Here is a 13,462-nt window from a genome sequence, read left to right on the forward strand (position 1 = left end):
ATTGGCAAGTTTTGCTACTATGGATCGATTTTTTGAGCAGATTCCGTAATTTTGCACTTGCTTGTTGAATCCGCTTTTATTTGTTGCGCACTATCGGTCTGTTCTATCTCGTAATTCTCAATTAATTCCCTTTTCTTTTTCTTCTTTTGTTCTTTCCTGGCCCTTATGATTTCTCCAACATTAATTTGATAAGGTTTCGTGTCATACTCTCGCGTGAAAACAGGGGTACCTGTTTTGGGGTCAGTGATTGATTCCACGACCTCCTCCTTTACTATTTCTTTAAAAGTGTTGCATGATGACATTAATAGTAAAACTATCAATGAACCAAAAGCATAAAAACACAAAGAAGTTTTCTTTACTTTTCCCATAAGGCATGAGTTTATTTGTTAAGCCATTGCTTGAATTTGCTGGCTCTGGTTTTGCTGATTATTATATTATTATCGCTGCATCCCTTGATCCTAACATGAAGTTTAGAGCTGAAAAAGAATGAAATCTTTTCTAAGTAATTGATGTTGGCGATATATTGTCGATTAATACGAAAATATATGTCAGGATTGAGGGTTGTTTCTAAATCTGACAGACCGTCGTTCATGACATAGACTTCACCATCATGTGTATAAGCCACTACTTGACGTTCTCCACTATAAATGCAACTGATTTCGTCAGCTTTCAATGGGACTAACTCGTCACCCTTGGTAACCAAAAAGCGTGAGCGCCATATTTGCATATCCCGTGCCACTGCAGACAGTGCGGTAGGTGGAGTAGCTTTATGTAATAGCATATTGATTTTATCCAAAGAGTTGAACAGATCTTTACTATTCACAGGTTTAAGCAAATAATCTATGCCATTTGATTTGATAGCATTCATTGCATATTCATCATATGCAGTTGTAAAAATGACGAAGGAGGTTGGCATGTTCAACTCAAAGGCTTCAAATACAGTATGTGCACCAAGCCTTATGTCTGATATGATTAAATCATAATCGTGGTCACTTGTAAGAAAGTTCTTGACCTCATCAGTTGTTTGGAATGGACCAAGGATAGTAATGGAATCATCGTAATCCTTTATCAATCTAATGAGGCGATTGGCACTTAATGTCTCATCTTCTATAATAACAATCTTGTTCATTTTTCAATAATTGGAACGTATACTGTAAATTCTGTGTTGCTCTCCCTAATATCAATACCTGTCCCTGTCTCGATGATGTATCTTTGTTGCAAATTTTGCAATCCCATACCTAAGGAAAAGGAAGGTTTCGTCACATTGTCTTTGTTTGTTTGAATATTGTTTGAAACTAAAATTTTATTATCCTTGCGATCTATACATATAATCAATGGGCTTTCACGGGAAGCCAAATTATGTTTAATCGCATTTTCCACAAGGACTTGTATGCTCATTGGCAACATATACTCATTACTATTTATAGGGAAATCAGCAATACGGAATACAACTGACTCTCCGAACCGCACATGCAATATCCCGGTATAATTCTTTGCAAAAAGCATTGCTTCTGACAACGGAACTATATCCATGTCAATTGTTTTTAATACATGTCTGTACACATTTGCAAGACGAAGCGTAAATTCTTCAGCCTTAGCCCCGTTTTCTCTTGTCAACTCAGCCAAGACACTTAGGCTGTTGAATAGAAAATGTGGATCTAACTGAGCTTTGAGAGATTTCTTCTTAAACGATATATATTCATTATAGTGACTTTCAACGATCTTTGTATAGTAATGATTCACGTTGATCAATCCTATGAGAGATGCAATTAAGGCAAAGATATAAGAGTTTCCCCAAAAATCATTATCAGGGACATTGCTACAAATTACGCCCTCATAAATAAACTCACAAATAAAAGCAAGAATTATATTTATAAAAATCACGCACCATGCAATTCCTGTTAATTGCTTATTTGTTATATGCTGACGTTTCTCAGACAGTTTAATAAGCTGATTACATATAAAAATGCTTGTCAAGGAGAATAATGAGCAATAAACAAAATCTTCAATAATTTCACTTGAATGGTTTAAAACACTCCGTGAAAAATCATCATAATCTCCAGCAAGCCATATCACATCATAAAGAAAAAATGTTATGATAGTGATTAGCAACCATTGTTTAATCTGATGTTTTGTTTTCATTTTTTGCTCTAAATTTATAACGAATTGTCAAAACACTCAATTTTATGATTAAATAAGTGCAGGAAGGTACTGACATACTTCGTTTTTAGACCTTTAAAGGAAACATACTTGATTCATACCCATAAGATACATGAGAGTTGGAATTTCACCCTGACGTCCTCGCAGGAAACAGACTTTAATATTTTATCTTCCATACCTACTTCTTATTTATCGACAATTAAGTCCTTGATATTCACGGATAGATATTCCGCTATTTTATTCAGCAAGTCTAAAGAGGGTTGTTTGCGATTGCTGCAATACGCATTGATTGTACTGAAACTCTTGCCAAGTTCCTTTGCCAATTGCGTTTGGGAAATTTCTTTTTCCACAAGCACAAGTTTTATTCTGTTCAGTTTCATCTTCCAAGTCTTTGATTTACAATTATCAAATGCAAAGATAACAATTATATTTCATCAAACCGCTTGTTTTACGATATATTTATAGATTTATTTTGTATATCTATCCTTTTGTAATTATTTGAAAAGTAAAAAGAATGGAACAACAAGCACTTTTTCTCTAATTCCTACTGCTTTTCATAAAGAAATCATTATCTTTGCAACATAGAATTAACGTGTTCTTTGAAGCATTGCAGAATAAAGAAAGGAAAAGAAACTCGCTCGTTTCTTAATCGTTCACCTTATTATATCATATATTCTGTTTTCTATTAGTAATCAGCCGATTACATTCACAGGTACTACTTTTATGCGGAGATTTGCGATTTTCGTACAGCCAAGGACATCGGTATTGACAGACCGGAGAAGAATGAGATACTGCATAACATACCACCGACACCCGAACAGGAGGTTTTTATCGGCAAACTGATGGAGTTTGCCAAGAGTGGCGATGCCACGCTTTTGGGACGAGCACCACTGAGTGAGAGCGAGGAAAGGGCAAAGATGCTTATTGCAACCGATTATGCCCGCAAAAGATTCAATAAATCTGTATCTTTCAGATAATCAATAGAGTAAGAAAGAATAAAGGATAAAAGGGTTACGAGTTGGAAACGAGCGAGTTTCTTTCTCCTTCTTTATTCTGCAACACCTCAAAGAACACACGAAGTAATATGTGCAAAGGTAGTAAATTAAACTATAAAAAACCTCATAAACTATATTAAATGTTTTTGTTCAGAGATAATTCTGACAATCAAGTAGATAATTAAAGATAAATGTTTATCTTTGCACGAATTAAGTATAACATGATGTGCTAAATATGAGCATGAACAATTATCCAAATCGACTACGCGTTGTCATGGCAGAGAAAAACATCACCAATCGGTGGTTGGCTGCACAATTAGGCGTTACGGAAATGACTGTGTCAAGATGGTCTACAAACAAGATGCAACCCTCTGTTGCACAGTTTATCAATATCGCCAAGATTTTAGACGTTACACTTGAAGATTTGGTAGAACCTTATAAATAATAGGCTCGTTAAAGATGAAAAATAAAATAAAGATAGCGTCATTATTCTCTGGTTGTGGAGGATTAGATTTGGGATTTATAGGAGGATTCGATTTTATGGGGAAATCTTATCCGGAATTACCTACTGAAATTGTATTTGCAAATGATTTTGATACAGATGCAGCAACCTGCTATAATTCTAATTCTTTATTGGCCAAAAATAATCACGCAAAATGCCTTTTAAGGGATATTCGTTCGGTTAATGTTGAAGAAATTCCCGATTACGATATTCTTTTGGCAGGCTTCCCTTGCCAACCATTCTCAAATGCTGGAAATAGAAAAGGAATTCATGATGACAATGGTCGAGGTACATTATTTGAAGAATGTGAACGAATATTGAAGTCAAAAATTCAGATAGGGAAACGACCCAAAGCTTTTGTATTTGAGAATGTGCGTGGCATCTTATCTTCAAAAATGCCTTCGGGTGTAACCGTTCCACAAGAAATTAAAAACAGAATGGAGAATATGGGATATAATGTTGCAATTCATTTGGTCTGTGCAAAAGATTATGGTGTTCCCCAATCACGTTACAGAGTTCTAATAATCGGAACAGAGCGTAATTTACCCACATTTGATTTTGCCGAAATGGCTAATATTGTTGTAGACCATAATATTCCATCTTTCTGCCACGGCAATTATGAAAATCTTTTAGTTGGAAGTGTACTCCAGAATCTCAATGGCGTAAGCGGGTCAGAGTATTGGGAGTATACTGCTGCAACACAGTATATGGTTGATATGATTGGTCCTTGCAAAACTGGTAAAGAATATCTGTCTTTCTTTGCAAAACCATTCCATATAACAGAGATACCCCAAATTTCTACAGAGGGGAAATCGTGGAAGGACATTCCTTACGAAAAATTACCTCCAAGGTTTAAACGAATTTATGACAACCCCAAAAAATATCATGCTCCAAAGTTCTATAGGCGTTTTGCATTGGGCGAAATAAATGGGACGATAACAGCATCAGCTCAGCCAGAGAATTGTGGAATTACTCATCCAATAGAAAATCGGAGGTACACTGTGCGCGAAATTGCAAGAATTCAATCTTTCCCTGATAATTATCATTTTGATTCTATTCCATTACAATCTCGCTACAAGGTAATTGGAAATGCAGTGCCACCTGTTTTAGGATGGGTTATAGCATCGGCTTTAATAAAAACTATAAGCAATTATGGATTACATAAATAAGCAGGATATACTCAATGCGTATAGAGTATTATCATCAATTTCTCCTGACCCCAATTTACAAGGGGCTACACAAAAAGTTAGTGCAATAAGATACTTTATTGCATTAGATATGTTCTGCAATAAAAAAGGAATTAGCGAGTGCAGTTCAAGAGAAAAAAACGATAAAGAACTTTTTGAGAGCTTTGTTGGACAGATTTGTTCTGTCCGGGAAAAATTCTATACTCCTAATTTTTATTATCCACTCAAATATCACAATGGCGATTATAATGTAGGGAGTAATTTTTATTCAGCAGGGCAGGTAAAAGCCTCTTTAATTAATCCAACAAATCGTTTTGATTATCCAAAACGGGGTAATTCTCCTTTGTTTCGCATTCGTGATGGAATTTTGATAAAAGATTCAGGGCTCTATCAGAACATAAATTCTTATTTAGAAACGGATAAGGTTAAAGCTGCTTTAGTTATTTGGATAAATAGAGATGTTGCTATTCTTCAAGAAAGTTCTGTTTTTGCTCGCTTACAAAACACGCTAAAACAAATAGTTTCTTCTGAAATGATAGACTTATTAATGCCTGACACAGAGAATTATCATCAAGAAATAGAAAAGCTGATTAAGAGTCCTTTTTCAACATCACCATCTCTACTAACAGATGAAGATATAGCAGAACTATTCCCTTCTAGTATAATGAAGGTATCATATCACAGCAATAGCCTTCCCCACCAGGTAATTTACTATGGTGCACCAGGTACAGGTAAGTCGTATAAAATAAAAGAGTATTTGGAAAGCAACGATGTGCCAAAAGAAAACATCTTCCGCACTACTTTCCACCCTGATAGCGATTACGCTACTTTTGTGGGGGCTTACAAGCCTGCTATGGAGAAACAATACCGCTACACAGATGCAGGGGTAAAGACCAAATACTACGAGGACGATGATCTGGCACAAGCAAAGAAGAATGAACCTATCGTTGATAAGACAATAGGCTATCATTTTGTGCCACAGGTTTTCCTCAATGCTTATGTGCGTGCTTACCAAACGGATGAGGATGTTTTTTTGATAATAGAGGAAATAAACCGTGGTAATTGCGCACAGATATTCGGTGATTTGTTTCAACTACTGGACAGAAATGCTGAAGGCGAGTCGAGCTACACTATCAAGGCAGACACCGATCTCAAGGCTTATTTGAAAGAGACATTGGGGACTGAGAACGACGGAATTAAAGATGGTGAACTGCACCTACCTGCAAACCTCTTCATCCTAGCAACGATGAACACCAGCGACCAGAGTTTATTCCCCATTGATAGTGCCTTCAAGCGCAGATGGGATTGGGAGTATGAACCCATCAAATATAAGAACAAAAAATGGAAAATCGTAGTTGGTAGCAAGGAGTATTCTTGGGTATCGTTCCAAGAAGAAATCAATAAGAGGATTTTTGACACAACGCACAGCGAAGACAAGATGCTGGGCGACTATTTTGTGAATCCTCACGATAGCATTATTACAGAAAAAATGCTGCTGAACAAAGTGCTTTTCTATCTTTGGAACGATGTGTGCAAAGATGGTGAGGGCGATATTTTCATGACAAGCGAAACGGGAGAGGTGTCTTTTTCGGAATTATACGGTGCAGAGGGGCAAACGAAGCTTATACAAATGCTGGAAACGCTTGGCATAGAACTTGTTTCTGATACAACAAATGAAACAGGCATTGAGGATAATCAAGATGATGACTCCAATCCATCAAAGGATTATACAAAATATTCCATAAATGGAGGTATACCGGTGGCTAAGAGAATGGCAGCTGCAACATTAGTGAAGCAGTACATAGCGAGTCACCCTGCATTGACCGCAACTGAAGTTGTTAATAATTGGAAATCCCTTGGAACATTTGTGTCTCACTTTATCGAAACTCAAGCTGAATACGAACTAAGGACGGATATAGAACCGAGAGTGGAAATAATAGATTGCAATGGAGAAAAAATTTATGTATCTACGAACGGATGGGGCGGAAAAGTTATTATAGACAATTTGATTTCTGCTATTCCTGCTGAATGGAATTTAAAGGTTGAAAAAGTAAACTAAACACGCTCCCTCAATGCTATTATTTATAGAAGGATACCCATACGCACTCAATTACAATGTTAGAGGCGGCCTGACTGTGAAGGACATTCTTGAAGGCATTGTGTCGTTTCCCAAAATAGAAAAGACACAATTGTTCACCTATGTGGGGTACTGCTATTCAAAGACTGCCAAGGATGTAGTGTTCTTCTTGCCCAAAGTGGTGCTGACAGGTGAAACGGAAGGCAACGATCAAACCGACACCATTTTCGGGGCTTCGCCATTGGAGATTATAGACTTTGAGAATGAGCGGATAAAGGAGAAGTTTACGGAAGAAGGGTGCAAAGAGTACAAGGCATTTCTGTCCAACCTTTCCATTTGGATTTATCGCACCATCAGCGTGTATCGGAAAACGAACAATGACAACATTCTCGAAAGCAGGGAGCATCAAAAAGAAAGCAGTGGCAGAAAGCAAAAACACAACACGCTGCTCGATGTTATTATAGCCTTGAGAGATTTCAATAAGGACAATCAAGATTATTTCACCTTTATTGCAAAGAATCTGCATTCGGGGAATAATAAAATTCAGTGGACGAAAACCATTGCGAATTCGCCTGCCATCATTCAAAGAGGAAAACCTATTTATGTTTCGCCCATCAACAAGAAAAAAGTTATGAACTTCGATGAAGAGCTGCTTGTTATCTATTTCTCCATTCTCAACTATATCAAGCAGACGCATGGTTTTAGTTTTGAAATCAATATACAATATCCTTTGATTGGTATTGAAAGGTTACGGAGGGCATATATAGAGCGGAATGTTGGGTGTAAAAGACTGAAACAGATAAAATATAAATATTTCAGCGACAAGGCGTTGCGGATTTGGGATTTGTGCTATGCTTTCTTTGACAGAGAGTACAAGATTGCCATGAACCAATTTGAAACAGACTATCTGCTGACCAAGGACTTTGCTCACATTTTTGAGGTGATGATTGATGTTCTTATTGGTGGAAACGACAAAAAAGACTTACCAAAGGAACTGTTGGAACAAAAAGATGGAAAGTTGGTTGACCATATGTTTATTGGGCAAGGGCTCATAGAACAATCCGACATTCCCGCCGAACTGACCTATTATATAGGCGACAGCAAGTATTACAAGCGCACGAAGAGCGATGCGGTGCATTTGGGTACAAATTCCATTTACAAGCAATACACCTACGCCAAGAATGTGATTCAGTGGAACCTGAACCTGTTTTTGGATGGTGCTGCAAACGAACAACCGCAACTGCGTGATGCACTCACAGAGGGCTACAATCCCATTCCTAATTTCTTTATTAGTGCCAGAATCCCCAACAGGGCGAACAGCGGTGATAAATTCCTTTCATTCAACGAGGGAACATTGAACAGCCAAGATAGGAATGTGCAACTCAACAGGCAGTACGAGAACAGACTGTTTGACAGAGACACGCTGCTGCTGTGTCACTACGATGTTAATTTCCTTTTTATCGTGTCCCTATATGGACGTGATAACAAACGTCAGCAATCGAATTGGCGGGCCTATGTGCGGAAGGAATTCAGATTGAGGATTCAAGCCACGCTGAACAAGCTATATGACTTCCGCATCCTTCAGCCGCGCGATGGAATGGATTGCCATGAATACGTTCAAAACAACTTCCATTTGCTGAATGGCAAACTGTATCGTCCGCATGCAAACAGCAACTACCTTATCTTGGCATTGCTAAAGAAGGAGGATAACGGATTGTGGGAGCAAATAAAAATACGCCCCGAGGTGATAGCGAACGAGGTGGTAAACAATGATGCGATGATAGAGAATGTGGAGCGTTTTTTTCATGTAAGTCCTTCTTTCACGCTTGATTCGGATTTGAACATTCCAGCATTGGGGCAAGTGGGAACTTTGGACCCCATCCCTAAGAAAGAGGTAAAGAATGTGCTTACAGGCTTTGTGCGCGAAACAGACAGAGAATCTGAAGCGTTTGCCAATCATCAAGCCACCACCTACGTCATGGAAAAGATTCCCACTATCAACCTGATGGATATCGAATATTTCTTGCCAATGGTGGCAGGGGCTATTGATGGATATTACAAGGTGGAGAAAGTATATTTCGGCTCATCGAAAGGAAGTCCTTGCTTGAAGCTCAAGCTTTCAACTTACATACCTCTTGGCGAAATGCAAGTATTAATCTATCGCTTAAAGATGCAACCTGGAGAGTTAATTTCAGAAAGCTATATGAAAAAATTATATGAATGAAGAGTTTTATAGGATGCACAGAAGGCAATAGATGGCAAAAACAAAATAAATGTAACCTAAATAACTTCAATTATGTTCGAAGATGCTAATAAATTTGTGGAATATAAAGATCTTAGATGGTCGGGTATTTTAAAGAGTATTAAAAAATCTGCTAATATTTTTCAACCCTTATTCGAGGGATTTACAAATAGTCTTGAAGCAATAAGGCTGCGACAGAGAAATAATGTTGAGTTTGCTCCTTATATCAATATCATATTAAATTTTAACGCTTCTTTGGGCGGTAACCGTGTGACACTCGCAGATATTACAATTGAAGATAATGGTATTGGTTTCGATAATAAGAACTTTGATAGACTTTCTATTTATAAGGATGATACAAAGGGCTTTAACAATCGTGGTTCTGGTCGTATCCAGATGATTCACTCTTTCCAATATGTAAACTTTGATAGTATATATTGGGATGGTACACGTACAATGAAAAGAAAGTTTGCACTTTCAAAAACAAACCCTTTTTTAAGGAAAAACACGATTCTGTATAAGACAGAAGAGCCTTCTCCTGCAGATGGAGAAGAAGTGAAAACCACTGTCAAAATGGCACATCCTATAGAAGCCAAGGATGCTAAAATATATGCAGAACTGGGTTGTGAAGACATTAAAAAAGCCTTGTTTAATCATTATTTGCTTGCCTTTTGTAATATAAAGTCGTCTTTCCCATCTATCAATATCATATATTTTGTTGGGGGGATAGAAAAAGACCGCGAAAGAATCGCTGCAGATGAGATTCCTGAACCGACACAAAAGGACATAACTATCTCGGTACCAGTGTGCAAGATGTCGGAAGATATGAAACGTGTAGAAAACGTGGAGAACACCTCGGTATCTATTAACGTTTTACCATATAAAATCAGCTCAAGTATTCTTCCTGCGAGTGCGATTAAAATTACCAGTAAGAATGAAATTTCTGAAACAACCAAAATCAAATTAACTTGCATAGATCCCAATGCATCCTTAAATGGCTATAGATACTTGTTTTTACTTAAAAGTGATTACTTTGATGCACTTGACAGTGATGAGCGAGGTAACATTGAAATTATCGATAAAACTGATTTTAAAAAAATAGCCAAGGCACAAGGCTATATTGATGAACAAATTGTATTGAATGACATACAAGACGGCGTTAACAATAAAGCTCGTGAAATTTACCAAGAAATATCAATTCAAAATGAACATTTTCATGAAAAGATCGAGCAATTAAAAAGAGACTACTTACTTTCCGAAGAAGCTTTAGCGGATGTTTCGTTATGCGATAGCGTGGATGAGGTGTTTAAGAAGGCTTATGCGTATGATGCCAAGATAATGGCAAAAGAAAGTGCGTCATATGAAAACAGCATTCAAAATCTAAATAATTTAGATCCTTCTTCAGATGACTATCAAGGCAAACTTTCAAATATTGTTGATCAATTAGTCGAGTCTTTGCCTATTCAGAACCGTGCTACACTTTCTAAATACGTTGCACGCAGAAAAATGGTGATAGAACTGATGGATAAAATTCTAAAGCGTATGTTAGTCTGTCAAGATGCAACTGAAAGAAATGTGGATGAAAAACTTCTTCATAACCTAATCTTTAAGCAACATAGCGACAATCCACTTACTAGTGACCTATGGGTGATTAATGAAGAATATATGTATTTCAAAGGTTCTTCTGAAAGTATGTTATCAAAGGTGAAATTAAATGACGAACGAATTTTCAGAGATGATTTTGATGAAGAGGAACAACGTTATCTTACATCTTTAGGCGAAAATCGTGAGAGAATGCGGACGGATGTGCTTTTGTTTCCATCGGAGGGAAAATGCGTTATTATAGAGTTTAAAAATCCGAATGTAAATTTGGCAGATTGCCTACTTCAGATATCTAAGTATGCCTATTTCCTTAGGAATTTCACTAAACCAGAATATAAATTTCTTACCTTTTATGGTTACCTTATTGGTGAAAGTTTAGAGAAGAGGGATGTTAGAGCTGCGGATGGTGATTTTAAGACTGCACCTAATTTAGATTATCTCTTTCGTCCAATGAAAACCGTACCAGATGATAGTGGTTCAAATATTGATGGTTCTCTATATATGGAGGTAATCCAGTTCTCTGTCTTAAAAGAACGTGCAGAACTGAGAAATAAAGCTTTCATTGATCGTCTAATGGACAATGCTACGGAAAGCGATAATATTGGTGAAAGAGTATAATAAAAGAAAATGCAATTTTACATTCTAAAAATCAGACAATTCAATTATGGAGAGCAGTATTATATTATATACTAATGACAATGGCGATGTAAACATACAAGTGCATTATGAGGATGGTACTTTTTGGCTTACACAAAAGCGCATGGCTGAGCTATTCAATGTAAATGTTAGTACCATTAATGAACACTTAAAAAGTATCTTCAGCACTGGGGAGTTATCAGAAGAGGGAACTATTCGGAAATTCCGAATAGTTCAAAATGAGGGCACTCGCCAAGTGACACGGGAAGTCACATTCTACCCTTTAGATGCCATTATTGCAATAGGGTATAGAGTAAATTCAGAGCAAGCGACACGCTTTAGAAAATGGGCTACGAAAGTGCTTAATTCGTTCATAACCAAAGGTTATGTACTTGATAAAAAACGATTGAAGCAAGGAGAACAGTTTGGACACGATTATTTTAAGGAATTACTGGAAGATATTCGGGAGATACGTGCCAGCGAGCGACGCTTCTATCAGAAAATTACAGATATTTATGCGCTGTCGATAGACTACGACAAACAAGCGCCAGAGACAAAACGCTTCTTTGCATCGGTGCAGAACAAGTTGCATTGGGCAATTTCCGAACAGACGGCAGCCGAAATTATTTATGGGAAGGCTAATGCAAGCCAACCTCACATGGGACTGACCACATGGAGGCATGCCCCAGACGGGAAGGTAATGAAGTCGGATATAACAATTGCCAAGAATTATCTCGACCAAAGGCACATGACGGCAATCAATCGTCTTGTATCCGCCTATCTTGATTTGGCAGAAGATCGTGCTGAACAAGAAATTCCAATGACCATGCATGATTGGAGTACACTACTTGATGGATTTTTGACTGTTGCTGGTCGTCCTATCCTTGACGGATTAGGGAGTATCTCCGCATTGGAGGCTAAGGTGAAGGCGGAACGAGAATATGAGGTGTTCCGCCATAAACAAGACGCAGAATATATATCTGATTTCGATAAAGAAATAAAACGATTAAAAGGAGAGGAATAGCGTCGAGTAAGTACTTAGGTATGATTAAATGCTTCACAACTTTGCTCTCTTCCTGAATGCTGCCAGAAGAAAACTAATGGAAAAGAAATAAAGAATTACTACGAACTTTTATAACAAAATAGGAATTACATGAAAAGAACTGCCCTCTTCTTTCTAATGATAGTGTCATCTATCACTATGTTAGCTCAAAACAAGAAATACTATTGCGAAGTCAAAGGTATTGAGAAGGAGTTATCATCTGGTCTAACAATTGTTTTTGATTTTGGAAATAATCCCGTGTACTCTGTATGGAGTGGACTTAAAAGTAAACAAAAATTAGTTGATGAAAAAGGCGAAGAAATCCTTTTTAATAGTATGGTTGATGCAGGTAATTATATGTCCGACAAAGGTTGGACTTTCATTCAAGCATATACATCAGTTTATAGTTCCCAGGCTATAGTTCACTGGATTTTCTACAAGGAAGCACTAAGCCCAAATGAAGCCATCAAAGGAATAATGACTAAAGATGCATACAACAAAGCACGGAAGAATGATAGAAATCCGTAAAAAACTTAGCTATTAAAATGTTACTTCGTAAAAGTAAAAATGCTTGGCATGTGGTTTAGCCCATTCTATCCTTGTATTCATTACTTAATTTTAAGGTCTTTTCTTTCAGGACAGTAAGTTCTTTTGTCTGCTGGATAAGTTCTTGTAACAATGCTTTTACACTTTTCTCTGCCGTATAAAGATGCATCAAGCGGACGACTTGATTATAGTTTGTGCCTATCTTATGTACTTGGGCTGTGAGTTCGGAGAGCTTGCGGTAATACTCTACGGCAGATTTATCCACCGTTATCACTTTGAAACTCTCCCCAAGAATGCGGGCACGCACGAAATCAGACTTGCTTATTGCCCCGGATTTGTTGTATAGGTCGATGGCACGCAGTTGGTCTTTCACATTGGGCATACGGGTGTCCCATCTGTCCCAGTGTGGAACTTCTACAGTGTTTCGGTGTCCGTAACGATTCTCATTGGCTATTTCTAATTTGGTCATAATT

Annotated in this window: 12 protein-coding genes and 1 pseudogene; 8 read left to right on the forward strand and 5 right to left on the reverse strand. The window is 37.4% G+C overall.

All coding sequences use genetic code 11. The features are described from left to right. Positions 1-17 precede the first annotated feature (17 nt). From HMPREF9141_RS03825 to HMPREF9141_RS03840, 4 genes are all read right to left on the reverse strand, one after another. On the reverse strand, positions 18-368 hold the full coding sequence (locus HMPREF9141_RS03825; RefSeq protein WP_004351919.1) for a hypothetical protein: 351 nt from the start codon (positions 366-368) through the stop codon (positions 18-20). Positions 369-379: 11 nt separating this feature from the next. After that, positions 380-1,129 carry a LytR/AlgR family response regulator transcription factor gene (locus HMPREF9141_RS03830; RefSeq protein WP_007367173.1) on the reverse strand — a complete coding sequence of 250 codons (750 nt, stop codon included), beginning with the start codon at positions 1,127-1,129 and terminating at the stop codon, positions 380-382. Then, positions 1,126-2,142, reverse strand: a complete 1,017-nt coding sequence (locus HMPREF9141_RS03835) for a sensor histidine kinase (RefSeq protein ID WP_004351949.1) — start codon at positions 2,140-2,142, stop codon at positions 1,126-1,128. The genes HMPREF9141_RS03830 and HMPREF9141_RS03835 overlap by 4 nt, the downstream gene beginning before the upstream one ends. A 203-nt stretch (positions 2,143-2,345) precedes the next feature. Further along, positions 2,346-2,540: a helix-turn-helix transcriptional regulator gene (locus HMPREF9141_RS03840; RefSeq protein WP_004351958.1), complete on the reverse strand. Its 195-nt coding sequence runs from the start codon at positions 2,538-2,540 to the stop codon at positions 2,346-2,348. Positions 2,541-2,879: 339 nt separating this feature from the next. Here HMPREF9141_RS03840 and HMPREF9141_RS13960 point away from each other — a divergent pair. From HMPREF9141_RS13960 to HMPREF9141_RS03880, 8 genes and pseudogenes are all read left to right on the forward strand, one after another. After that, a pseudogene (locus tag HMPREF9141_RS13960) lies at positions 2,880-3,137 on the forward strand (hypothetical protein); the annotation flags it as partial. A gap of 253 nt (positions 3,138-3,390) precedes the next feature. Next, positions 3,391-3,600: a helix-turn-helix transcriptional regulator gene (locus HMPREF9141_RS03850; protein ID WP_036877587.1), complete on the forward strand. Its 210-nt coding sequence runs from the start codon at positions 3,391-3,393 to the stop codon at positions 3,598-3,600. 14 nt (positions 3,601-3,614) lie between these two features. Then, positions 3,615-4,826, forward strand: coding sequence for a DNA cytosine methyltransferase (locus HMPREF9141_RS03855; protein ID WP_040554223.1), 1,212 nt, complete (start codon positions 3,615-3,617; stop codon positions 4,824-4,826). Beyond that, on the forward strand, positions 4,810-6,903 hold the full coding sequence (locus HMPREF9141_RS03860; protein ID WP_040554225.1) for an McrB family protein: 2,094 nt from the start codon (positions 4,810-4,812) through the stop codon (positions 6,901-6,903). Before HMPREF9141_RS03855 ends, HMPREF9141_RS03860 begins: the two co-directional genes overlap by 17 nt. Positions 6,904-6,916: 13 nt before the next feature. Next, positions 6,917-9,145: an LlaJI family restriction endonuclease gene (locus HMPREF9141_RS03865; protein ID WP_007367179.1), complete on the forward strand. Its 2,229-nt coding sequence runs from the start codon at positions 6,917-6,919 to the stop codon at positions 9,143-9,145. A gap of 72 nt (positions 9,146-9,217) precedes the next feature. Beyond that, positions 9,218-11,383, forward strand: coding sequence for a hypothetical protein (locus HMPREF9141_RS03870; protein ID WP_007367180.1), 2,166 nt, complete (start codon positions 9,218-9,220; stop codon positions 11,381-11,383). Positions 11,384-11,429: 46 nt separating this feature from the next. Beyond that, complete coding sequence (locus HMPREF9141_RS03875; protein WP_007367181.1) at positions 11,430-12,425, forward strand: virulence RhuM family protein; 996 nt, start codon at positions 11,430-11,432, stop codon at positions 12,423-12,425. A 129-nt stretch (positions 12,426-12,554) separates the two neighbouring features. After that, complete coding sequence (locus HMPREF9141_RS03880; protein ID WP_007367182.1) at positions 12,555-12,971, forward strand: hypothetical protein; 417 nt, start codon at positions 12,555-12,557, stop codon at positions 12,969-12,971. Between the two features lie 55 nt (positions 12,972-13,026). Here HMPREF9141_RS03880 and HMPREF9141_RS03885 read toward each other — a convergent pair whose 3' ends face one another. After that, positions 13,027-13,458: a plasmid mobilization protein gene (locus HMPREF9141_RS03885; protein WP_007367183.1), complete on the reverse strand. Its 432-nt coding sequence runs from the start codon at positions 13,456-13,458 to the stop codon at positions 13,027-13,029. Positions 13,459-13,462: the final 4 nt, after the last annotated feature.

This window comes from Prevotella multiformis DSM 16608 (genome assembly GCF_000191065.1).
GTDB lineage: Bacteria > Bacteroidota > Bacteroidia > Bacteroidales > Bacteroidaceae > Prevotella > Prevotella multiformis.

What these genes read in the sequence shown, in the direction of transcription:
- HMPREF9141_RS03825 (WP_004351919.1), bottom strand. Translation starts at nt 368, where the DNA reads ATGGGAAAAGTAAAGAAAACTTCTTTGTGTTTTTATGCTTTTGGTTCA.
- HMPREF9141_RS03830 (WP_007367173.1), bottom strand. Translation starts at nt 1,129, where the DNA reads ATGAACAAGATTGTTATTATAGAAGATGAGACATTAAGTGCCAATCGC.
- HMPREF9141_RS03835 (WP_004351949.1), bottom strand. Translation starts at nt 2,142, where the DNA reads ATGAAAACAAAACATCAGATTAAACAATGGTTGCTAATCACTATCATA.
- HMPREF9141_RS03840 (WP_004351958.1), bottom strand. Translation starts at nt 2,540, where the DNA reads ATGAAACTGAACAGAATAAAACTTGTGCTTGTGGAAAAAGAAATTTCC.
- HMPREF9141_RS03850 (WP_036877587.1), top strand. Translation starts at nt 3,391, where the DNA reads ATGAGCATGAACAATTATCCAAATCGACTACGCGTTGTCATGGCAGAG.
- HMPREF9141_RS03855 (WP_040554223.1), top strand. Translation starts at nt 3,615, where the DNA reads ATGAAAAATAAAATAAAGATAGCGTCATTATTCTCTGGTTGTGGAGGA.
- HMPREF9141_RS03860 (WP_040554225.1), top strand. Translation starts at nt 4,810, where the DNA reads ATGGATTACATAAATAAGCAGGATATACTCAATGCGTATAGAGTATTA.
- HMPREF9141_RS03865 (WP_007367179.1), top strand. Translation starts at nt 6,917, where the DNA reads ATGCTATTATTTATAGAAGGATACCCATACGCACTCAATTACAATGTT.
- HMPREF9141_RS03870 (WP_007367180.1), top strand. Translation starts at nt 9,218, where the DNA reads ATGTTCGAAGATGCTAATAAATTTGTGGAATATAAAGATCTTAGATGG.
- HMPREF9141_RS03875 (WP_007367181.1), top strand. Translation starts at nt 11,430, where the DNA reads ATGGAGAGCAGTATTATATTATATACTAATGACAATGGCGATGTAAAC.
- HMPREF9141_RS03880 (WP_007367182.1), top strand. Translation starts at nt 12,555, where the DNA reads ATGAAAAGAACTGCCCTCTTCTTTCTAATGATAGTGTCATCTATCACT.
- HMPREF9141_RS03885 (WP_007367183.1), bottom strand. Translation starts at nt 13,458, where the DNA reads ATGACCAAATTAGAAATAGCCAATGAGAATCGTTACGGACACCGAAAC.